General features: G+C 50.1%; 14 protein-coding genes and 1 pseudogene. 7 read left to right on the forward strand and 8 right to left on the reverse strand.

The window, feature by feature from the left end; genetic code table 11:
- Positions 1-13 precede the first annotated feature (13 nt).
- From mutS to E4T81_RS09200, 3 genes are all read right to left on the reverse strand, one after another.
- A complete protein-coding gene (mutS, locus tag E4T81_RS09190; RefSeq protein ID WP_135043818.1) occupies positions 14-2632 on the reverse strand; it encodes a DNA mismatch repair protein MutS in 2619 nt (872 codons plus the stop codon).
- A 130-nt stretch (positions 2633-2762) separates the two neighbouring features.
- A complete protein-coding gene (locus tag E4T81_RS09195) occupies positions 2763-4034 on the reverse strand; it encodes a hypothetical protein (protein ID WP_135043820.1) in 1272 nt (423 codons plus the stop codon).
- Positions 4035-4345: 311 nt separating this feature from the next.
- Positions 4346-4531, reverse strand: coding sequence for a hypothetical protein (locus tag E4T81_RS09200; protein WP_135043822.1), 186 nt, complete (start codon positions 4529-4531; stop codon positions 4346-4348).
- A 153-nt stretch (positions 4532-4684) separates the two neighbouring features.
- Between E4T81_RS09200 and E4T81_RS15905 the strand changes: the two are divergent.
- Positions 4685-5125: pseudogene (locus E4T81_RS15905) on the forward strand (flavin reductase family protein); the annotation flags it as partial.
- 54 nt (positions 5126-5179) lie between these two features.
- The gene (rbr, locus tag E4T81_RS09205) at positions 5180-5854 is read left to right on the forward strand and encodes a rubrerythrin (protein WP_245207049.1); all 675 of its coding nucleotides are present in this window, start codon (positions 5180-5182) and stop codon (positions 5852-5854) included.
- A gap of 317 nt (positions 5855-6171) precedes the next feature.
- On the opposite strand, the gene tnpA is transcribed toward rbr, so the two are convergent.
- Positions 6172-6612, reverse strand: a complete 441-nt coding sequence (gene tnpA / locus E4T81_RS09210) for an IS200/IS605 family transposase (protein WP_135043825.1) — start codon at positions 6610-6612, stop codon at positions 6172-6174.
- Positions 6613-7024: 412 nt separating this feature from the next.
- Positions 7025-7294, reverse strand: a complete 270-nt coding sequence (locus E4T81_RS16095) for a transposase (protein ID WP_135043956.1) — start codon at positions 7292-7294, stop codon at positions 7025-7027.
- A gap of 293 nt (positions 7295-7587) precedes the next feature.
- Between E4T81_RS16095 and frc the strand changes: the two genes are divergently transcribed.
- The 3 genes from frc to E4T81_RS09230 are packed head-to-tail and all read left to right on the forward strand — an operon-like array spanning position 7588 to position 11674.
- Positions 7588-8886, forward strand: coding sequence for a formyl-CoA transferase (gene frc / locus E4T81_RS09220; protein WP_209308174.1), 1299 nt, complete (start codon positions 7588-7590; stop codon positions 8884-8886).
- 38 nt (positions 8887-8924) lie between these two features.
- Complete coding sequence (oxc, locus tag E4T81_RS09225; RefSeq protein ID WP_135043829.1) at positions 8925-10652, forward strand: oxalyl-CoA decarboxylase; 1728 nt, start codon at positions 8925-8927, stop codon at positions 10650-10652.
- A gap of 50 nt (positions 10653-10702) precedes the next feature.
- Positions 10703-11674, forward strand: a complete 972-nt coding sequence (locus tag E4T81_RS09230) for an AEC family transporter (protein WP_135043831.1) — start codon at positions 10703-10705, stop codon at positions 11672-11674.
- A gap of 101 nt (positions 11675-11775) precedes the next feature.
- Here E4T81_RS09230 and E4T81_RS09235 read toward each other — a convergent pair whose 3' ends face one another.
- Positions 11776-12972: a T9SS type A sorting domain-containing protein gene (locus tag E4T81_RS09235; RefSeq protein WP_135043833.1), complete on the reverse strand. Its 1197-nt coding sequence runs from the start codon at positions 12970-12972 to the stop codon at positions 11776-11778.
- A gap of 220 nt (positions 12973-13192) precedes the next feature.
- Positions 13193-14203, reverse strand: coding sequence for a type I glyceraldehyde-3-phosphate dehydrogenase (gene gap, locus E4T81_RS09240; RefSeq protein ID WP_135043835.1), 1011 nt, complete (start codon positions 14201-14203; stop codon positions 13193-13195).
- 215 nt (positions 14204-14418) lie between these two features.
- On the opposite strand from gap, the gene mscL reads away from it, so the two are divergent.
- Together mscL and E4T81_RS09250 are read left to right on the forward strand one after the other, a co-directional pair.
- Entirely contained in the window at positions 14419-14853 is a 435-nt protein-coding gene (gene mscL, locus E4T81_RS09245) for a large-conductance mechanosensitive channel protein MscL (protein ID WP_135043837.1), read from the forward strand.
- Positions 14854-14878: 25 nt separating this feature from the next.
- A complete protein-coding gene (locus E4T81_RS09250) occupies positions 14879-16084 on the forward strand; it encodes a saccharopine dehydrogenase family protein (protein WP_135043839.1) in 1206 nt (401 codons plus the stop codon).
- 68 nt (positions 16085-16152) lie between these two features.
- Here E4T81_RS09250 and E4T81_RS09255 read toward each other — a convergent pair whose 3' ends face one another.
- On the reverse strand, positions 16153-16548 hold the full coding sequence (locus E4T81_RS09255) for a hypothetical protein (RefSeq protein ID WP_135043841.1): 396 nt from the start codon (positions 16546-16548) through the stop codon (positions 16153-16155).
- Between the last annotated feature and the right edge of the window lie 105 nt (positions 16549-16653).

A 16653-nucleotide genomic window follows, 5' to 3' on the forward strand; every position in this document is an offset into this window, starting at 1 on the left:
GATTTTGTTATAATCAGGATTTGCCGGTTATTATGGCGCGGATGTCGTTGAGCTTGTTGAGGGCAGCCATGGGAGTGAGGTTGTTGATGTCGATATTGAGGATTTCATCGCGAATCTGGGTGAGCACGGGGTCGTCGAGCTGGAAAAACGAGAGCTGCACTCCGGCGCGGTCGTCGGCTACAGATGAAAGGTCTTTGGCGATGCTCTCCTGACGGTTGCCGGTCTCAAGGCGTGTCAATACCTCGTCGGCGCGCTTTACAATCGAGGGGGGCATGCCGGCAAGTTTGGCGACATGTATACCGAAGCTGTGCTCGCTGCCACCGCGGGCGAGTTTGCGCAGAAACACTACCTTGCCGTTGATTTCCTTGACCGAGACGTTGAAGTTCACAACCCTTCCGAAGCTTGACTCCATCTCGTTAAGTTCATGGTAATGGGTTGCAAAGAGCGTCTTTGGGTGCATTGAGCCATGTTCGTGGATATGCTCCACGATAGCCCAGGCTATAGATATGCCGTCGTAGGTTGAGGTGCCTCTGCCGAGCTCGTCAAAGAGTATCAGGCTGCGCTCGCTCATGTTGTTGAGTATTGACGCCGCCTCGTTCATCTCGACCATGAATGTCGACTCTCCGAGCGATATATTGTCGCTTGCGCCTACTCGGGTAAACACCTTGTCGACCACTCCTATGCGTGCGCTGTCGGCAGCCACGAAGCATCCTATCTGGGCGAGAATCACGTTGAGGGCGGTCTGTCGGAGAAGCGCCGACTTACCCGACATGTTGGGACCCGTGATCATCATTATCTGAGTGCCCGAATTGCTGAGGCGCACACTGTTGGTGATATATGGCTCACCCGGGGGAAGCTGTCGCTCGATTACCGGATGGCGTCCCTCCTCGATGTCAATGTCAAGTGAATCGTCGACCACGGGGCGGTTGTAATGGTTTTCCATCGCCACGCGCGTAAATGCGGCAAGCACGTCAAGCCGTGCTATGAGGTTGGCGTCAAGCTGAATCACGGGTATGTATTCGGCAAGACGTGTTATCAGTTCGGTGTACAGCCGGGTCTCGATGATTGCTATTTTTTCTTGTGCGCCGAGTATTTTCTCCTCATATTCCTTCAGCTCCTGGGTGATATATCGCTCGGCGTTGACAAGAGTCTGCTTGCGAATCCAGTCGGCAGGCACTTTTGACTTGTGGGTGTTGGTCACCTCGATATAGTAGCCAAACACATTGTTGTATCCGATCTTGAGGCTTGATATTCCTGTCGCCTCGACCTCCCGCTGCTGCACTTTAAGCAGGTAGTCCTTGCCCTGGAAGGCGATTTCGCGGAGCTCGTCAAGCTCGGCGTCGACCCCGGGGCGTATTACGGTGCCGCGGTTCACGGCTATCGGGGCGTCGTCGACAATCTCGGCGGCTATGCGGTCGCGGATGAGGGTGCATGGATTGAGCTGTTCGCCTATGGCGCGCAGAGCCTCAAGCTCGCTGTCGCAGCATAGATTCTTGATTGGCTCGATGGCAGTCAGCGCATTTTTCAGCTGCACGACTTCGCGCGGGGTCACGCGGCCTACCGCCACTTTGGATATTATGCGCTCAAGGTCGCCTATCTGTTCAAGCAGGCTTTTCAGTTCCTCCCGCTGTTCCGGATGGCGGAAGAAGTATTCCACAACGTCAAGACGCCTGTTGATTGCGGCTACATCCTTGAGGGGGAACAGGAGCCAGCGGCGCAACATTCGTGCCCCCATAGGGCTTATAGTGCGGTCTATCACGCCAAGCAGGCTTTTGCCCTCTTCACCCATGCTGTCGATAAGCTCGAGGTTGCGCACCGTAAACTTGTCGAGCCTCACGTAAGAGTCTTCCTCGATGCGCTGCAGCTTGGTTATGTGGCTTATGCGGCTGTGCTTGGTGATGTCAAGATAGTGAAGCACCGCGCCTGAGGCTATAATCGCGGAGTGCAGGGTGTGTACGCCGAATCCTTTCAGATTGCGGGTCTCAAACTGCTTCAGCAAGCGGTCGCGTGCCGCCTCTTCGGTAAATATCCAGTCGTCAAGCTCAAAGGCGAGATAGCGGTTGTTGAACGTCTCGTCGAGCAGCTTGCGGTTGCCGCGCTCTACGAGCACTTCTTTTGGCGCGAAGTTGTTAAGGAGCTTGTCGATATAGTCGGCATTGCCCTCTGCCGTAAGGAACTCTCCTGTGGAGATGTCGAGAAACGCCACTCCTATCATTCCCCCGCGGGCAAAATGGAGCGCCGAGAGGAAATTGTTTTCGCGGTGGTTGAGCACAGTGTCGTTGATTGACACTCCCGGGGTCACCAGCTCCGTGATGCCGCGCTTCACCAGCTTTTTGGTGAGCTTCGGGTCTTCAAGCTGCTCGCATATCGCCACGCGCTTTCCCGCCCTTACGAGTTTGGGCAGGTAAGAGTCGAGCGCATGGTGGGGAAATCCGGCAAGCTCGACATACTGCGCCACTCCGTTGGCGCGTCGGGTCAGCGTGATGCCGAGAATCTCTGACGTGACTATGGCGTCTTCGGAAAAGGTCTCGTAAAAATCGCCGACACGAAACAGGAGTATTGCGTCGGGATGTTTTCCTTTCATCTCGACATACTGTTTCATCAATGGGGTCTCCGCGATTTTTTTTGCCATTTCCTTTTCTTTTATTTTCAGTCAAAGTTACAACTTCTGCGGCTTTTCAGCAAATCACGATAGTTAATTTGATATGCAAGGAGGGGTGTCGCATGTCGCGACACCCCTCCTCAAATGTACTTCATAGTTATTAGCGAACGATAATCTTGCTGTGTTCTGTGGTTGTCACGCCGTCGCTGACAGTGACAACATACATTCCCGAGGGGAGGGAGCCTGTGGCGATTTCAGCCGATGAAACGCCCGGGGCGAGCTGACGGCGCAGGTGACACACTCCGTCGGTGCCTGTCACGGCAAGCGTCATCGGCTTCCCGTTGCTCTCGCCGAGTGTCACGGTTACAGGTATCGACCGGTCGACTACCGACGGGCTTACCGAAATCTTAGCCGGCTGACATGCCATCTGCAGACTTCCGGTTGACTTGTCGATGCGGTAGACCGCCGTCATGTCGCTATCCGATTCACGATAATTTATTGACATGTATTTGATGTCACCGATTTCAAACAGCCTGATGCTGCCGGGATAGTAATACTCGGCAAAATTGATTGTGGCTACTGTCGCGCCGTTATCTGACTTCACGCAGAGTGATGTGGGCATGTATGTATCCTTTATATCATAAAACATCGCATAATCCGATTGTCCGTTTTCTTCTACTACTGTATAGGGGGTGTATACAGGCACGATATATTCAACGGCATCGTCGGCGTTGAAAAAGGCTGTGGTGACCGCAACGCGGGTCTCGCTGCCGGTGTCAGTGACATAGACGGGGGTGTCGAGCATTGACAGCCGGACAGTCGAGCCGTAGGGCTCGCCATAAGGGATACGCTCGGTCTCAAAATTGCCTGTGGGGTAATACGAGGTTTCATATGTGACGCGCAGCTCGCCTTCGGAGGTGAGGCAGGCATAGCGCGTGGGATATCTTTTGCCGAATATATCATAGATAAAGAAATAGTCATTGGTAGCGTCGACGAATAGATAGTTGCCATCCTGCTTCCTGATTTCATAGGTCGACTCATCATAGCCAAGTGACAGGAGCACTTCTTTTGCTCCTTCAAGAGAGAAAGTCATTCCTTCTGTCCCCGGGAAAGGTCGTGAATAGTCTCCCCGCTGCTCAAGGATTGCGGGTCTTATCTCGCGCTTTTCGGTTATTGACTTATTGACGACTGAAGTTACAGAGAAGCCCGACGTGCGTCTGAAATTTTTATCGTAGAAAGAAAATTCTGTCTCGTTGTCGTTTTGCTGCGCGATGTAAGGCATTGCGATGTGATCTGACGACAGCGCCGCCGGCATAATGCTGACGCCAGTTGCTGAATTGAACGCTGTTACCTGTTCTGCCGATGTCTGCGCCGATGATGCCATTGTGCCAATCATCGCCGCCATTGTGATTAGTGAGATTTTCGATTCCATTGCTTTTGTAATGATGTTGTGAGATTTTTTACCGTTAAAAGCGGGTCGCCGTTTATGGACTTATGCAATGGATATCGTCACCGGATTCAGACACGAACAAAGGTCGTGTGGAAATTGGCTATACTATGAGGTAACTGAATTGTCCGGACTGAAAAAGGGGGGATTAGTGAGGATATCAATACATGCGTGTCACAAATGGCTTCTTTCCCCGGCATTGCGGAAGAAGAAGCTGTTACTGACGACCCGATGTTAAATCTACGATACTTTTAAGTAAGTTATCTTAAATTTAAGTTACACGTATATGATAATCCTCAGCGAGCTGTGTCGCCTACGATGACTGTCTGACAGGAAGTGGATGTCTCCCGGTGTCGGATTGACCTATGTTGTTGCCGTTGTGCTGTCGACCAGGCTATTCCCTTCTCAATGGCAAGCGCCATCTTCCACACTCCGGCGGTCAAAACATCCCGTTTGGACGAAACATCCATGAGAATAACCACTTCCGGCAATTGTTTGCCATAGCGGTGGTTTCGTCTGCAAATATAAACGATATGATTGAATTGTGCAAAAAAATGTTGTCCCGGCAGGCGGGCAGAACAAAGTGGACGGGGAAATCGTTTCAACATAAAACTTTATTACATATGGAAAATCCGATGTTTAAGATCCCTTACGGGCTTTATGTCGTAACGGCTAATGTGGACGGTCGTGACAACGGCTGTATATCAAATACTTTCGGACAGGTGACTGTCGAGCCTAATCAGGTCTCGCTGTGTATCAACAAGCTTAATCTTACATGTGAGATGATTATGAAATCGAAGGTCTATACTGCCTCGATTATCAGTGAGAAAGCCGATTTTTCGCTTTTCAAGCGTTTTGGATTCCAGACAGGAAGAAAGGTCGACAAGTTCAAGGATTTCACTGCCTGCCGTCGTCTTGACAACGGTACAATGGCAATCACCGAGGGGACAAACTCCTATATCAGCGTCAAGGTCACTGACTCGCTTGACCTCGGCACCCACATGATGTTTATCGGCACGGTGACCGGCATGGAATCGTTGTCCGACGTGCCCTCTGCCACATATTCCTATTATCAGGAGCATATCAAGCCGAAACCTCAGCCGAGCGAGGCTGCCCAAAAGGGTCACACAGTGTGGCGCTGCAAGGTGTGCGGCTATGAATATGTGGGCGATGAGCTTCCGTCTGATTTTGTTTGCCCTGTGTGCAAGCATCCCGCCTCTGATTTCGAGAAGGTCGAGATTACCGACAATGTTGCCGACCAGCCTGCCAACCAATACTCCGGGACAAAAACCGAGCAAAATCTCCGTGACGCATTTGCCGGAGAGAGCATGGCGCGTAACAAATACACTTATTTCGCATCGGTGGCGCGTAAGAACGGCTTTGAGCAGATTGCGGCCCTTTTCCTGAAGACCGCCGACAATGAGAAAGAACACGCCGAGTTGTGGTGCAAGGCTTTAGGCGGCATAAGCCAGGACACTGCGGTCAACCTGCTTCATGCCGCAGAGGGCGAGAATTACGAGTGGACCGACATGTATGACCGTTTTGCCCGCGATGCCGATGAGGAAGGTTTCCACGAGCTTGCGGAGCAGTTCCGCGGAGTCGCCGCAATCGAGAAGCATCATGAAGAGCGTTACCGTGCGCTGTTGCGCAATGTGGAGGCCCACGAAGTGTTCCGCAAGAGCGGAGTGACGGTGTGGGAATGTCGCAATTGCGGTCACATCTGTATAGGCACCGAAGCGCCCGAGGTATGTCCCGTATGTTTCCATGCTCAAAGCTATTTTGAGGTTCATGCCGAAAATTACTGATAAGGTTACTATTGAAAAAGACACTATAGATTGAAAATGAGAGAGCCGTTCCGCCTGCATGTCATGTAAGCGGAACGGTTTTTTTATTCAGCAAGTCATATAGGCGTTTGTGCGGATTGCGTAGTATGCAGAGATGTGTTAAGGCATGTACATGCAGTGTAGGGGCGAGTGGAAGCTCGCCCGCGATACGGGCATGGGGATATGCAATCTATCCCCGGGAGGGGATAATCTTTGTTTAGCCGTGGGTTGAGCGCAGCGATACCCACGGTTTGGTTGGCATTTTAATTATGTTTCCGTAGGAATCATCAATGTACACATTAATTTCGCAGGTTCTTCGTTTGCATGCCGTTTTCCTTCATCCATATTTCAATTTCTTCGATGAAAGACACTCTCTTATGATGCTCCTTCTGCCCTTTGATGTAATTTATAATCTTATCAGCCTCATTGCGAGAATAGGTGAACGCACCATAACCCTCTTGCCAGCCATCCCATTTCGGTAAAATCGAATCTCTATTTATGGCAAGACTTGATTCACGTTTTAATTTCTGGATAAATTCTGATACAGCAAAAGTCGGTGGGATGGATATGAATAGATGAATATGGTCGGGCATGCCCCCAATCCTTAATGTTTCAGCACCATATTTCTTTAATATTGCAAACAGCAACCCGTACACCCTTCGCTCGTTTTTTATTAAAATTAATGGTCGTCGATTGCGGGTAGAAAATATTATGTGGTAAAGGAGATGGGTGTAGCTCATGTTTAATTAACTTTTTGCTAATTAATACAAATAAATTCAAAGATGCAAATAGTTTGTGATTATTTTGATGATTCCTGTCGGAAACATCATTTGTGATGACGCTTGTCCGTGGGTATCGCTTCGCTCAACCCACGGCTACAAGTAGGATTATCCCCTGGCGGGGAAACCATGAGCCCGCGATACGGTCATTGCGTTTGCGTGAACTTGGGCGACCGGGAGCTTGTCTGCGATACGGTCATTGCGGTTGCGAGAACTTGGGGCGACCGGGAGGTCGTCAGCGATACGGGCATTGGGATATGCAACCTATCCCCGGGAGGGGATAATCTTTGTTTAGCCGTGGGTTGAGCGCAGCGATACCCACGGCTTGTTTGGCATTTTAATTATGTTTCCGTAGGAATCATCAACGTTCACATTAGTTTCGCAAGTTCTTCGTTTGCATGCCGTTTTCTTTCATCCATATTTCAATTTCTTCGATGAAAGACACTCTCTTATGATGCTCCTTCTGCCCTTTGATGTAATTTATAATCTTATCAGCCTCATTGCGAGAATAGGTGAACGCACCATAACCCTCTTGCCAGCCATCCCATTTCGGTAAAATCGAATCTCTATTTATGGCAAGACTTGATTCACGTTTTAATTTCTGGATAAATTCTGATACAGCAAAAGTCGGTGGGATGGATATTTCTGATGATTCCTGTCGGAAACATTATTTGTGATGACGCTTGTCCGTGGGTATCGCTTCGCTCAACCCACGGCTACAAGTAGGATTATCCCCTGGCGGGGAAACCGTGAGTCAGCGATACGGGCATTGCGGTTGCGTGAACTTGGGGCGACCGGATGGGGATTGGCGCCGGTGTTTGTTAAATTTGATTTAAAGCTAATGTTATGATTAAACTATGTAATTTCAGCGATGTTGTCATTTTATAGACAGTAGAAATTGTCATTGATTAATAACAAACATAAATAATAGATATTATGAACAATGCACCATTGCAAGGAATCAAGGTGATAGACTTTACCGAGGTTCAGTCAGGACCGTCATGTACACAGATGCTCGCGTGGCTCGGCGCCGAAGTGATAAAGATTGAGCGTCCCGGTGTGGGCGACGCCACCCGTAAGGAATTGCAGTTTGACCCTGACCTTCCAAGCTATTATTTCCTTCAGCTTAACTCCGACAAAAAGTCGCTTGCTCTTGACGCCAAGACTCCCGACGGCAAGGCTATACTCACCAAGCTGATAAAGGAGGCTGACGTGTTCATCGAGAATCTTCATCCGGGAGCTATGGACAAGCTCGGTTTCAGTTGGGAAGAGGTCCACAAGCTCAACCCGAAATGTATCTATGGCACAATAAAGGGATTTCCGCTCTCTTCCAGATTCAAGGACCTGAAGGCTTACGAGCCTATAGCCCAGGTGACAGCCGCAGCAGCCTCGACCACAGGATGGTATGAGGGCGAGTATAACATCCCGACACAGTCGGGTGCGGCGCTCGGTGACTCCAATACGGGCATGCACCTAACCATCGGCATACTTGCCGCACTGATGCAGCGTGAACACACCGGCGAGGGCAGCTATGTCTATCAGTCAATGCACAACGCATGTCTTAACCTCTGTCGTATCAAGACACGCGACCAACTTACCCTTGACAGGATAGGCTATCTGACCCAATTCCCGCAGTATCCCGACCAGAAGTTTGGCGACTTTGTGCCGCGTGCCGGCAACATGGAGGGCAGCGGAGTGCTTGGCTGGACTTACAAATGCAAAGGATGGGAGACCGATCCCAATGCCTACGTGTATGTGATCCTGCAGCGCGGGGCAAAAGATTTCGAGCTTGCCTGCAAGGGTCTCGGCTTCGAGGACTGGCTCACCAATCCGGATTTCAACACCGCCGATGCCCGTGACCGCCACAAACAGGAAATCTACAAGCGCATCGAGTCGTTTACTATTGACAAGGACAAGATGGAGGTAGTCAAACTGCTGTCGCCTTACGGCATACCTTGCGGTCCGGTGCTGTCGACCAAGGAGATTATGAGCGATGAATCGCTTTATGACGGCAACACTCTTGTAAAGATAAACCAGGGCGGCAAAATCGGCGAGTTTGTGACTGTGGGATGCCCGTTCACCATCTCCAATTATCAGCCCGTCTACGGTCCGTGTCCGGAACTTGGAGGAAATACCGAAGAGGTGCTTACCTCGCTGGGATATACGGCTGAAGAGCAGGCTCAGTTCAAGGCTAACGGCACAACAGCCCCGCTTCCAAAGGAGGCTGAGAAATAACAAGGCTTTATAATTACCTGACATAAAACACTACTATTATGTATATAGATAAAATTCCCCATACCGACCCTTCCACTGCAAATGAAGTGACAGGAATGTGGATTCTTGCCCAGGCTCTGAAGAAGGTGGGAATCGACACCATGTACGGGCTTGTGGGAATACCGGTGACTGAATTTGCCTACATCGCCCAAGGTGAGGGCATACGGTTTGTCGGATTCCGCCATGAGCAGCAGGCGGGCATGGCAGCCGCTACCCACGGCTATCTGACCAAGACACCCGGTGTATTGCTTACTGTGTCGTCGCTCGGCTTCCTGAACGGACTGACGGCGACTGCAAATGCCACTGTCAACTGCTATCCTATGATTCAGATTTCAGGGTCAAGCGACAGGGTGCCTATCGACCTTGAACAGGGCACATATGAGGGTCTCGACCAGTTGAATATCGCCAAGCCTCTTGTCAAGGCGGCTTACAGGATAAACCGTCCCGAGGATATCATGACAGGTGTGGTGCGCGCCTATCGCGCCGCCGTCTCAGGGCGTCCCGGAGGTGTCTATCTTGACGTGACCACCCCGTGTCTCGGCGCGGTAATGGAGAGGAGCGCCGCCGAGGCTACGCTATACACCCCTGTCGACCTCTGTCCGGCTATGGTCCCCTCGCCGCAGTCGGTGACCCGCGCCCTCGAGCTGCTTGCCTCGGCTAAGAAGCCGGCGATACTGATAGGCAAGGGTGCGGCATATGCCGGGGTGGAAGACAAGGTAAAGAAACTTGTCGAGTCAACCGGCATTCCGTTTTATCCGATGTCGATGGCTAAGGGCGTGCTGCCCGACGATCATCCGCTCTCGGCATTGTCGTCAAGGAGCCTTGTCATGGAACAGGCCGATGTGGTGATGCTCGTAGGCGCCCGTCTTAACTGGCTGCTTTCGCGCGGACACGGCAAGTGGAATCCTGCCGGCAAGTTCATCCAGCTTGACATAGACCCGGAGGAGATTGACATAAACCGCGCCATTGCGGCTCCGGTGGTCGGTGACTTGGCGTCGTCGCTTGACGCCCTGTTGACAGCGCTGCCACAGTATAAGATGTCGGTCGACCCGGATTGGGTCAAGACGATACAGACCGAGGGCAAGGCTAAGGATGCGAAATTTGCCGAGCGTCTTGTCCCGCAGACTGTGCCGATGACCCACTGGAGCGCGTTGAGCGCCATAAAGAAAGTGTTTGAGAAAAATCCCGACGTGATACTTGTCAATGAGGGCGCCAACACGCTTGATGACACCCGCGACACTCTGCTGATGAAGCTGCCGCGCCACCGCATAGACTGCGCGACATGGGCTATCATGGGCATGGGTATGGGCTCGACCGTTGGTGCGGCGATTGCCACCGGCAAGTCGGTAGTGGCTATCGAGGGTGACAGCGCTTTCGGCTTCAGCGGAATGGATTTCAGCACCATATGCCGTTTTGACCTCCCCGCTACTGTCGTAGTCTTCAATAACGGCGGTATATACAACGGTGTAGGTGAGAACCTCAGCGGCAACGGTGACCCTGCTCCGACAACTCTTGACGTCAAGGCCCGTTACGACAAACTTGGCGAGGCGTTTGGCGCTACTACCTATTATGTCGCAACCCCTGCCGAGCTTGAGACCGCGCTGACCGAGGCAATTGCGTCGCGCAAGCCATGTCTTATCGACGTCCAGCTTGCTGCCGACTCCGGCAAGGAGAGCGGTCATATAGGCTATCTGAATCCCGAGGCGCTTATACCTATCAAGGTGTAAGCCCCGGGCTTCACCCGAAATTATGTGCAATCTTTTAAACGCGATGACTTATGGGACATATTATACTTTACGCCATAGTCCCGATATTTGTGATAATGGCACTGGGATATATCTCGGGAAAGAAAGGGGCATTTTCAGGCGCTGATGCCAAGATATTGAACAAGGTGGTGCTTAACTATGCGTTGCCCGCCGCCCTGTTTGTCTCCATCATCAAGGCTAACCGCGAGATGCTGAGTGTCGACCTGAAGCTGACGGTGATAAGTTTCACTGTGCTGATAGCCTGCTTCTTCCTTGTCTATTTTGTGTTCAAGTATCTTTACAAGGACACAACGGCTGAATCGGCGGTGTCGGCTCTTATCAGCGGTTCGCCGACAATCGGATTTCTCGGTTTTGCCGTGTTGCAGCCTATATTCGGCTCGTCGGCATCGGTGGGTCTTGTAATCGCGATAGTGGCAATTGAGGTCAATGCTGTCGGTATACCTATCGGACTGTCGCTCCTTAACGCCGGAAATGAAGCTGCGGCGGCAAAAAACGGCGGCAAGAAGCCTAATCCGTGGAAGCCGGTGATTCACGCCCTCGAGCAGCCTGTCGCCTGGGCGCCGATACTGGCGGTGATTCTCGTGTTGTGTGGCGTGAAGTGGCCCGCCTGCCTTGACCCGTCGTTCAACCTTATCGCCGGAGCCAATGCCTCTGTGGCTGTGTTTGCCGCCGGCATCACGCTTTCATCGGTGAAGATAGTGCTCAACGGTCAGGTGTTCATGGGCTCGTTCCTGAAACTGATTGTCATGCCTCTCGCCATACTGATTGTGGGTCTCCTCTTCCACATGGAGCCGTTCAATCTGAAGATGCTTGTAGTCTGTGCGGCACTCCCGCCGGCATTCTCCGGAATCATCATCGCGAGCCGTTACAACACTTACGTTGCGACCGGAACATCATCGCTTGCGGTAAGTACACTGCTATTCATGGGCGCGTGTCCGTTGTGGATATGGCTTACCGACCTTGCCCTGAAGTGGTGGGCATAACCGAGGCTATCGCCAAGTCTATATAAATCCAGCGGATGGAAAGGTTTCATCGCCTTTCCACCCGCTTTCTTTGTGTGTGTCTCTCTCGCTGTGATTGCTTGTCAGCGGATTATGATCTTGCAGTTTTCAACCATCTTGTCGCCCTCGCTGACCAATACGATATAGGTGCCTGACCTGAATCGTGATGTATTGATTGTGGCTGATGTCGAGCCTGCCGGTATCTTGGTTGTGGTCATTATGCTGCCGTTGGCAGAGATTACCTTTATTGTGCGGTCGCTGTCGCTTTCTGTTGCTGTAATGTTGACCGGTGTCGAGTTCTGCGCCACGCGTGGAGAAATGCTTACTCCCGAGGGCATGCTTACTTCGGCAAGGGTGCTGCTGCCCGATTTGTTTACACGGTAATATTTTTCACTATCCGGAGTGAAATATATATTCTCCCCGAGAATAAATGCATACATGCGATGCCAAGAAGAGTTAAATGTCTGCAAGGTTTCGCCTTTGTCATTCATAATCTTGAATCCGGTCACAAAGTCACCAACTTCTGCGGTTTTATATTCATACATTCCATTAATGCACGCTCCTTCATAGTATTCTGCTGTCTTGTAGGTGAATATGGGAACAATATATTCATATGCGTCATCATCGTTGAACAGCTTTTGTGTAGCAGTAAGCGATCCATCGATTTCTCTTCCATTGATGTTAAGATATGTATTCCCGGGGTAGGAAGTGTATTCGTATACGGTTGGCTCATGGATTTGTATCCACTTGTCGGAGTATGCTGTAATTTCCTTATACAATATATATGTATACCAAAGTGAACCGTCGCTCTTTAATGAATAGTAAACCCTGGGGAAATTTTCTTCATATCTCCATGAATCATAATATTCACATACAAACCATGTCTCCGTTCCATGTTCCTCGACTTTTATATTATTATTAAGATTTTCTTGAATATATGAAAGTGCGGTACCTACGGTGAATTTAGTCCCTTCCGCCACAGGATATTCTTCTTTGTCGGTTGCAAATATTGGCAAAGCACGATAATCCGTTTCTACCGGTTTCACTTCCTGTGTCTCGAAAGAGAAACGCTTTATTTCCTTGAAGTTGTCATCAAGTACAACAATCTCGTTTTCATTAGTATATACTATTTGCGGTAGATTGCCGTCACATATCTCGGGTGGAGCTACGTCAAGGGTACATCGTGTTTCGTGCTCGAATACGGGTGTGTCTGATACCTGTGCGACAACTGTTGACGCAACGACCATAGCCACGCCTGAAAGGAGTAGTTTTTTCATCATAGTCAAAATTTGTTTTGTGATAATGAGGTTTTATAATATGATAAGTGAGTGCAAGTTACCATATAGATTCCGTGTGTGCCCCCCCATTTCAGGAATGTTTAACACTTGGCTGGCTAAATGTTAATAAGTGTGTTTGTCGCAACGTCCTGCCGTGTAGTGGATAAAAAAGAAAGGCGCGCCGTTGAGGGCGCGCCTTGTATCTAAAAGGTGACGGTAATGATTAGCCGTTAACTTTCTTCATGTGAGCGATGAGGTCAAGCACCTTGTTAGAGTAACCGATCTCGTTGTCATACCAAGATACAACCTTAACGAAAGTCGGAGTCAACTGGATACCTGCCTTCTTGTCGAAGATAGAAGTGCGGGGATCGCCGAGGAAGTCGCTTGATACTACATCGTCCTCAGTGTAGCCGAGCACACCCTTGAGTTCGCCTTCAGAAGCTTCCTTCATTGCAGCGCAGATTTCATCATAGGTAGCGGGCTTAGCGAGGTTAACGGTAAGGTCAACAACAGATACGTCAAGAGTGGGGACACGCATTGACATACCGGTCAACTTGCCGTTGAGCTCGGGGATAACTTTACCTACAGCCTTAGCAGCACCGGTTGAAGAGGGGATGATGTTGCCGGCAGCGGCACGACCACCACGCCAGTCCTTCATAGAGGGACCGTCAACAGTCTTCTGAGTTGCAGTAGTAGAGTGAACAGTAGTCATAAGACCTTCAACAACGCCAAACTTGTCGTTAAGCACCTTGGTGATAGGAGCAAGACAGTTGGTGGTGCAAGATGCGTTAGATACGAACTGAGTACCCTTTACATACTTGTCAAGGTTAACACCGCATACGAACATGGGGGTGTCATCCTTAGAAGGAGCTGACATAACTACATACTTAGCGCCTGCCTCGATGTGAGCCTGAGCTTTTTCCTTGGTAAGGAAAAGACCGGTTGACTCAACAACATATTCAGCGTTTACAGCGCCCCAGTTGATTTCTTTCGGGTCACGGCATGCAGTAACGCGGATTTCCTTGCCGTTTACGATAAGGAGGCTCTTTTCAAGGTTGTAGTCAACAGTGCCGTCAAACTGACCGTGCATTGTGTCATACTTCAGCATGTAAGCCATGTAGTCAACGGGAAGAAGGTCGTTGATTGCGACAACTTCGATGTCATCTCTCTTGGTGGAAGCACGGAATACGAAACGTCCGATGCGACCAAAACCATTAATACCTACTTTAGTCATAATTTTTGTTAATATTGGGTTTAATGTAAATCTTCTACCTTGTTTTAATTGTACTCGTATCACAAATCGGAAATATATGATACTTGAATTTGCGTCACAAAATTACTAATTTTTTTCCAATAAAATTATTCTGCATATAAAATAAAGGAAAAAAATCTTTAATTTTGCGTGAAAATGTAGGAATGAGCAATTTATGAACTAATAAAATATTGATTATGGGAAAATTTCTCACTGAATTCAAGGAGTTTGCCATGAAGGGAAATGTCGTTGACATGGCGGTCGGTGTAATAATCGGTGGCGCATTTGGAAAAATCGTGTCTTCGCTGGTCAATGATGTGGTGATGCCTGTCGTGGGGCTTGCCACAGGCGGACTTGATTTCAAAGAGCATAAGCTCATATTAAAGGAGGCGGTGATGAACGGTGAGGAGATTGTGACTCCCGAAGTGGCGATGACCTGGGGCGTCTTTGTCCAAAACATCGTCGATTTCCTTATCGTGGCAATCTGTATCTTTGTGGCAATCCGTTTCATGAACCGCTTCAAGAAGAAGGTGGAGGAAGCTCCCGCCGCTCCTGCGGAGCCTACCAAGGAGGAGGTGCTGCTTACCGAGATACGCGACTTGCTGAAGCAGCAGGCTGCCGATAAAAAATGATATTACTTACCTAAATAATATAATAATGGCAAAAGTCATAATAATAGGAGCCGGCGGCGTAGGTACGGTCGTGGCTCACAAGTGTGCGCAGAATCCCGATGTATTCACCGAGATCGTGCTTGCATCACGCACTCAGAGCAAGTGTGACGCCATCGCAAAGGCGATTGGTGCCAAAAACATAACCACCGACCACGTCGATGCCGACAGCGTTGAGGAGCTTGTGGCTCTTTTCCGCCGTCATAATCCCGACCTGGTTATTAATGTGGCTCTCCCTTATCAGGACCTTACGATTATGGACGCGTGTCTGGAGTGTGGGGTGAATTATCTCGACACGGCAAATTATGAACCCAAGGATGAGGCTCATTTCGAGTATTCATGGCAGTGGGCTTACCGCGAGCGCTTCGAGAAAGCCGGTCTGACGGCGATACTCGGCTGCGGATTTGACCCCGGAGTGTCAGGTGTGTTCACCGCCTATGCGGCAAAGCACTATTTCTCGGAGATGGAGTATCTTGACATCGTTGACTGTAACGCCGGCGACCACGGAAAGGCGTTTGCGACAAACTTCAACCCTGAAATCAATATCCGCGAGATCACCCAGAACGGACGCTACTATCAGGAAGGAAAATGGGTCGTGACAAAGCCGCTCGAAATACACGCTCCGCTCACATATCCCAATATCGGCGCACGCGATTCTTATCTTCTCTATCATGAAGAGCTTGAATCGCTTGTCGAAAACTTCCCGACAATCAAGAGGGCGCGTTTCTGGATGACATTCGGACAGGAATATCTGACCCACCTGCGTGTGATACAGAACATAGGCATGGCGCGCATCGACGAGGTAGACTACAACGGCACCAAGATCATTCCGCTGCAATTCCTGAAAGCCGTGTTGCCCAATCCTCAGGATCTCGGCGAGAACTATCACGGCGAGACCTCAATCGGCTGCCGTATATCAGGTAAGGATAAAGAGGGCAAGGAGCTGACATATTATATATATAATAACTGTAGCCACGAGGCTGCTTACAAGGAGACAGGCATGCAGGCTGTCAGCTATACGACCGGAGTGCCGGCGATGGCGGGCGCCATGATGTTTCTTACCGGAAAATGGGTGAAGCCCGGCGTACATAACGTTGAGGAGTTTGATCCCGATCCGTTCCTTGAGGTTATCGCGGCACAGGGACTGCCCTGGCACGAAGTGTTTAACGGCGACCTTGAGGTCGACAAGATCTAAGAGGTTATCATAATAAAGAAGGAGGGTCTGCACCCTCCTTTTTTTATTATCTGTAGCTGAAACTACTTTTAATCGTCAAGCTTGTCGGCGAGATTGTGAAGCGCGTCGCCTCCTGAGTCAAGCAGGTCTGACGCCTTGTCTTTCAGTTTGTCTATAAGCGAGCCGCCTTTTTCTTTTGCAGAGGCGAGCATATCGGCGGCCTGGTCCTTGATGTCACCGAGCTTGTCGGCGGCTGCATCCTTGATGTCGCCTAATTTGTCGGCAGCCTGGTCCTTGATGTCACCGAGCTTGTCGGCAGCGGCTTCTTTAGCCGTCGCAGCGCTTTGTTTCAGGTTTTCAATCTGCTGTTTGGTCTCGTCCTTTACAGCTGTCTTTGCGGCATCGACGCTTACCTTTGCGGCGTCGGCGCTTATTTTAGCCGCGGCCTCCGAGGTCTGAGCGGCAATTTTAGCATTGGTATCCATAATAAGTTGAATTTTGGTGTTCTTAGATTCAACATCCGCGGTGCATCCAAGGTTGACGCTGTTAACTCCTTTTAGTAGAATTGCCGCGGCTTTCTGTGGATTCCC

This window comes from Barnesiella sp. WM24, from assembly GCF_004570975.1.
Taxonomy (GTDB): domain Bacteria; phylum Bacteroidota; class Bacteroidia; order Bacteroidales; family Muribaculaceae; genus Muribaculum.

Excerpts from the sequence above, each read along its gene's own strand:
- mutS (WP_135043818.1), bottom strand. The coding sequence starts at position 2,632 with ATGGCAAAAAAAATCGCGGAGACCCCATTGATGAAACAGTATGTCGAG.
- E4T81_RS09195 (WP_135043820.1), bottom strand. The coding sequence starts at position 4,034 with ATGGAATCGAAAATCTCACTAATCACAATGGCGGCGATGATTGGCACA.
- tnpA (WP_135043825.1), bottom strand. The coding sequence starts at position 6,612 with ATGAGCTACACCCATCTCCTTTACCACATAATATTTTCTACCCGCAAT.
- frc (WP_209308174.1), top strand. The coding sequence starts at position 7,588 with ATGAACAATGCACCATTGCAAGGAATCAAGGTGATAGACTTTACCGAG.
- oxc (WP_135043829.1), top strand. The coding sequence starts at position 8,925 with ATGTATATAGATAAAATTCCCCATACCGACCCTTCCACTGCAAATGAA.
- E4T81_RS09230 (WP_135043831.1), top strand. The coding sequence starts at position 10,703 with ATGGGACATATTATACTTTACGCCATAGTCCCGATATTTGTGATAATG.
- E4T81_RS09235 (WP_135043833.1), bottom strand. The coding sequence starts at position 12,972 with ATGATGAAAAAACTACTCCTTTCAGGCGTGGCTATGGTCGTTGCGTCA.
- gap (WP_135043835.1), bottom strand. The coding sequence starts at position 14,203 with ATGACTAAAGTAGGTATTAATGGTTTTGGTCGCATCGGACGTTTCGTA.
- mscL (WP_135043837.1), top strand. The coding sequence starts at position 14,419 with ATGGGAAAATTTCTCACTGAATTCAAGGAGTTTGCCATGAAGGGAAAT.
- E4T81_RS09250 (WP_135043839.1), top strand. The coding sequence starts at position 14,879 with ATGGCAAAAGTCATAATAATAGGAGCCGGCGGCGTAGGTACGGTCGTG.
- E4T81_RS09255 (WP_135043841.1), bottom strand. The coding sequence starts at position 16,548 with ATGGATACCAATGCTAAAATTGCCGCTCAGACCTCGGAGGCCGCGGCT.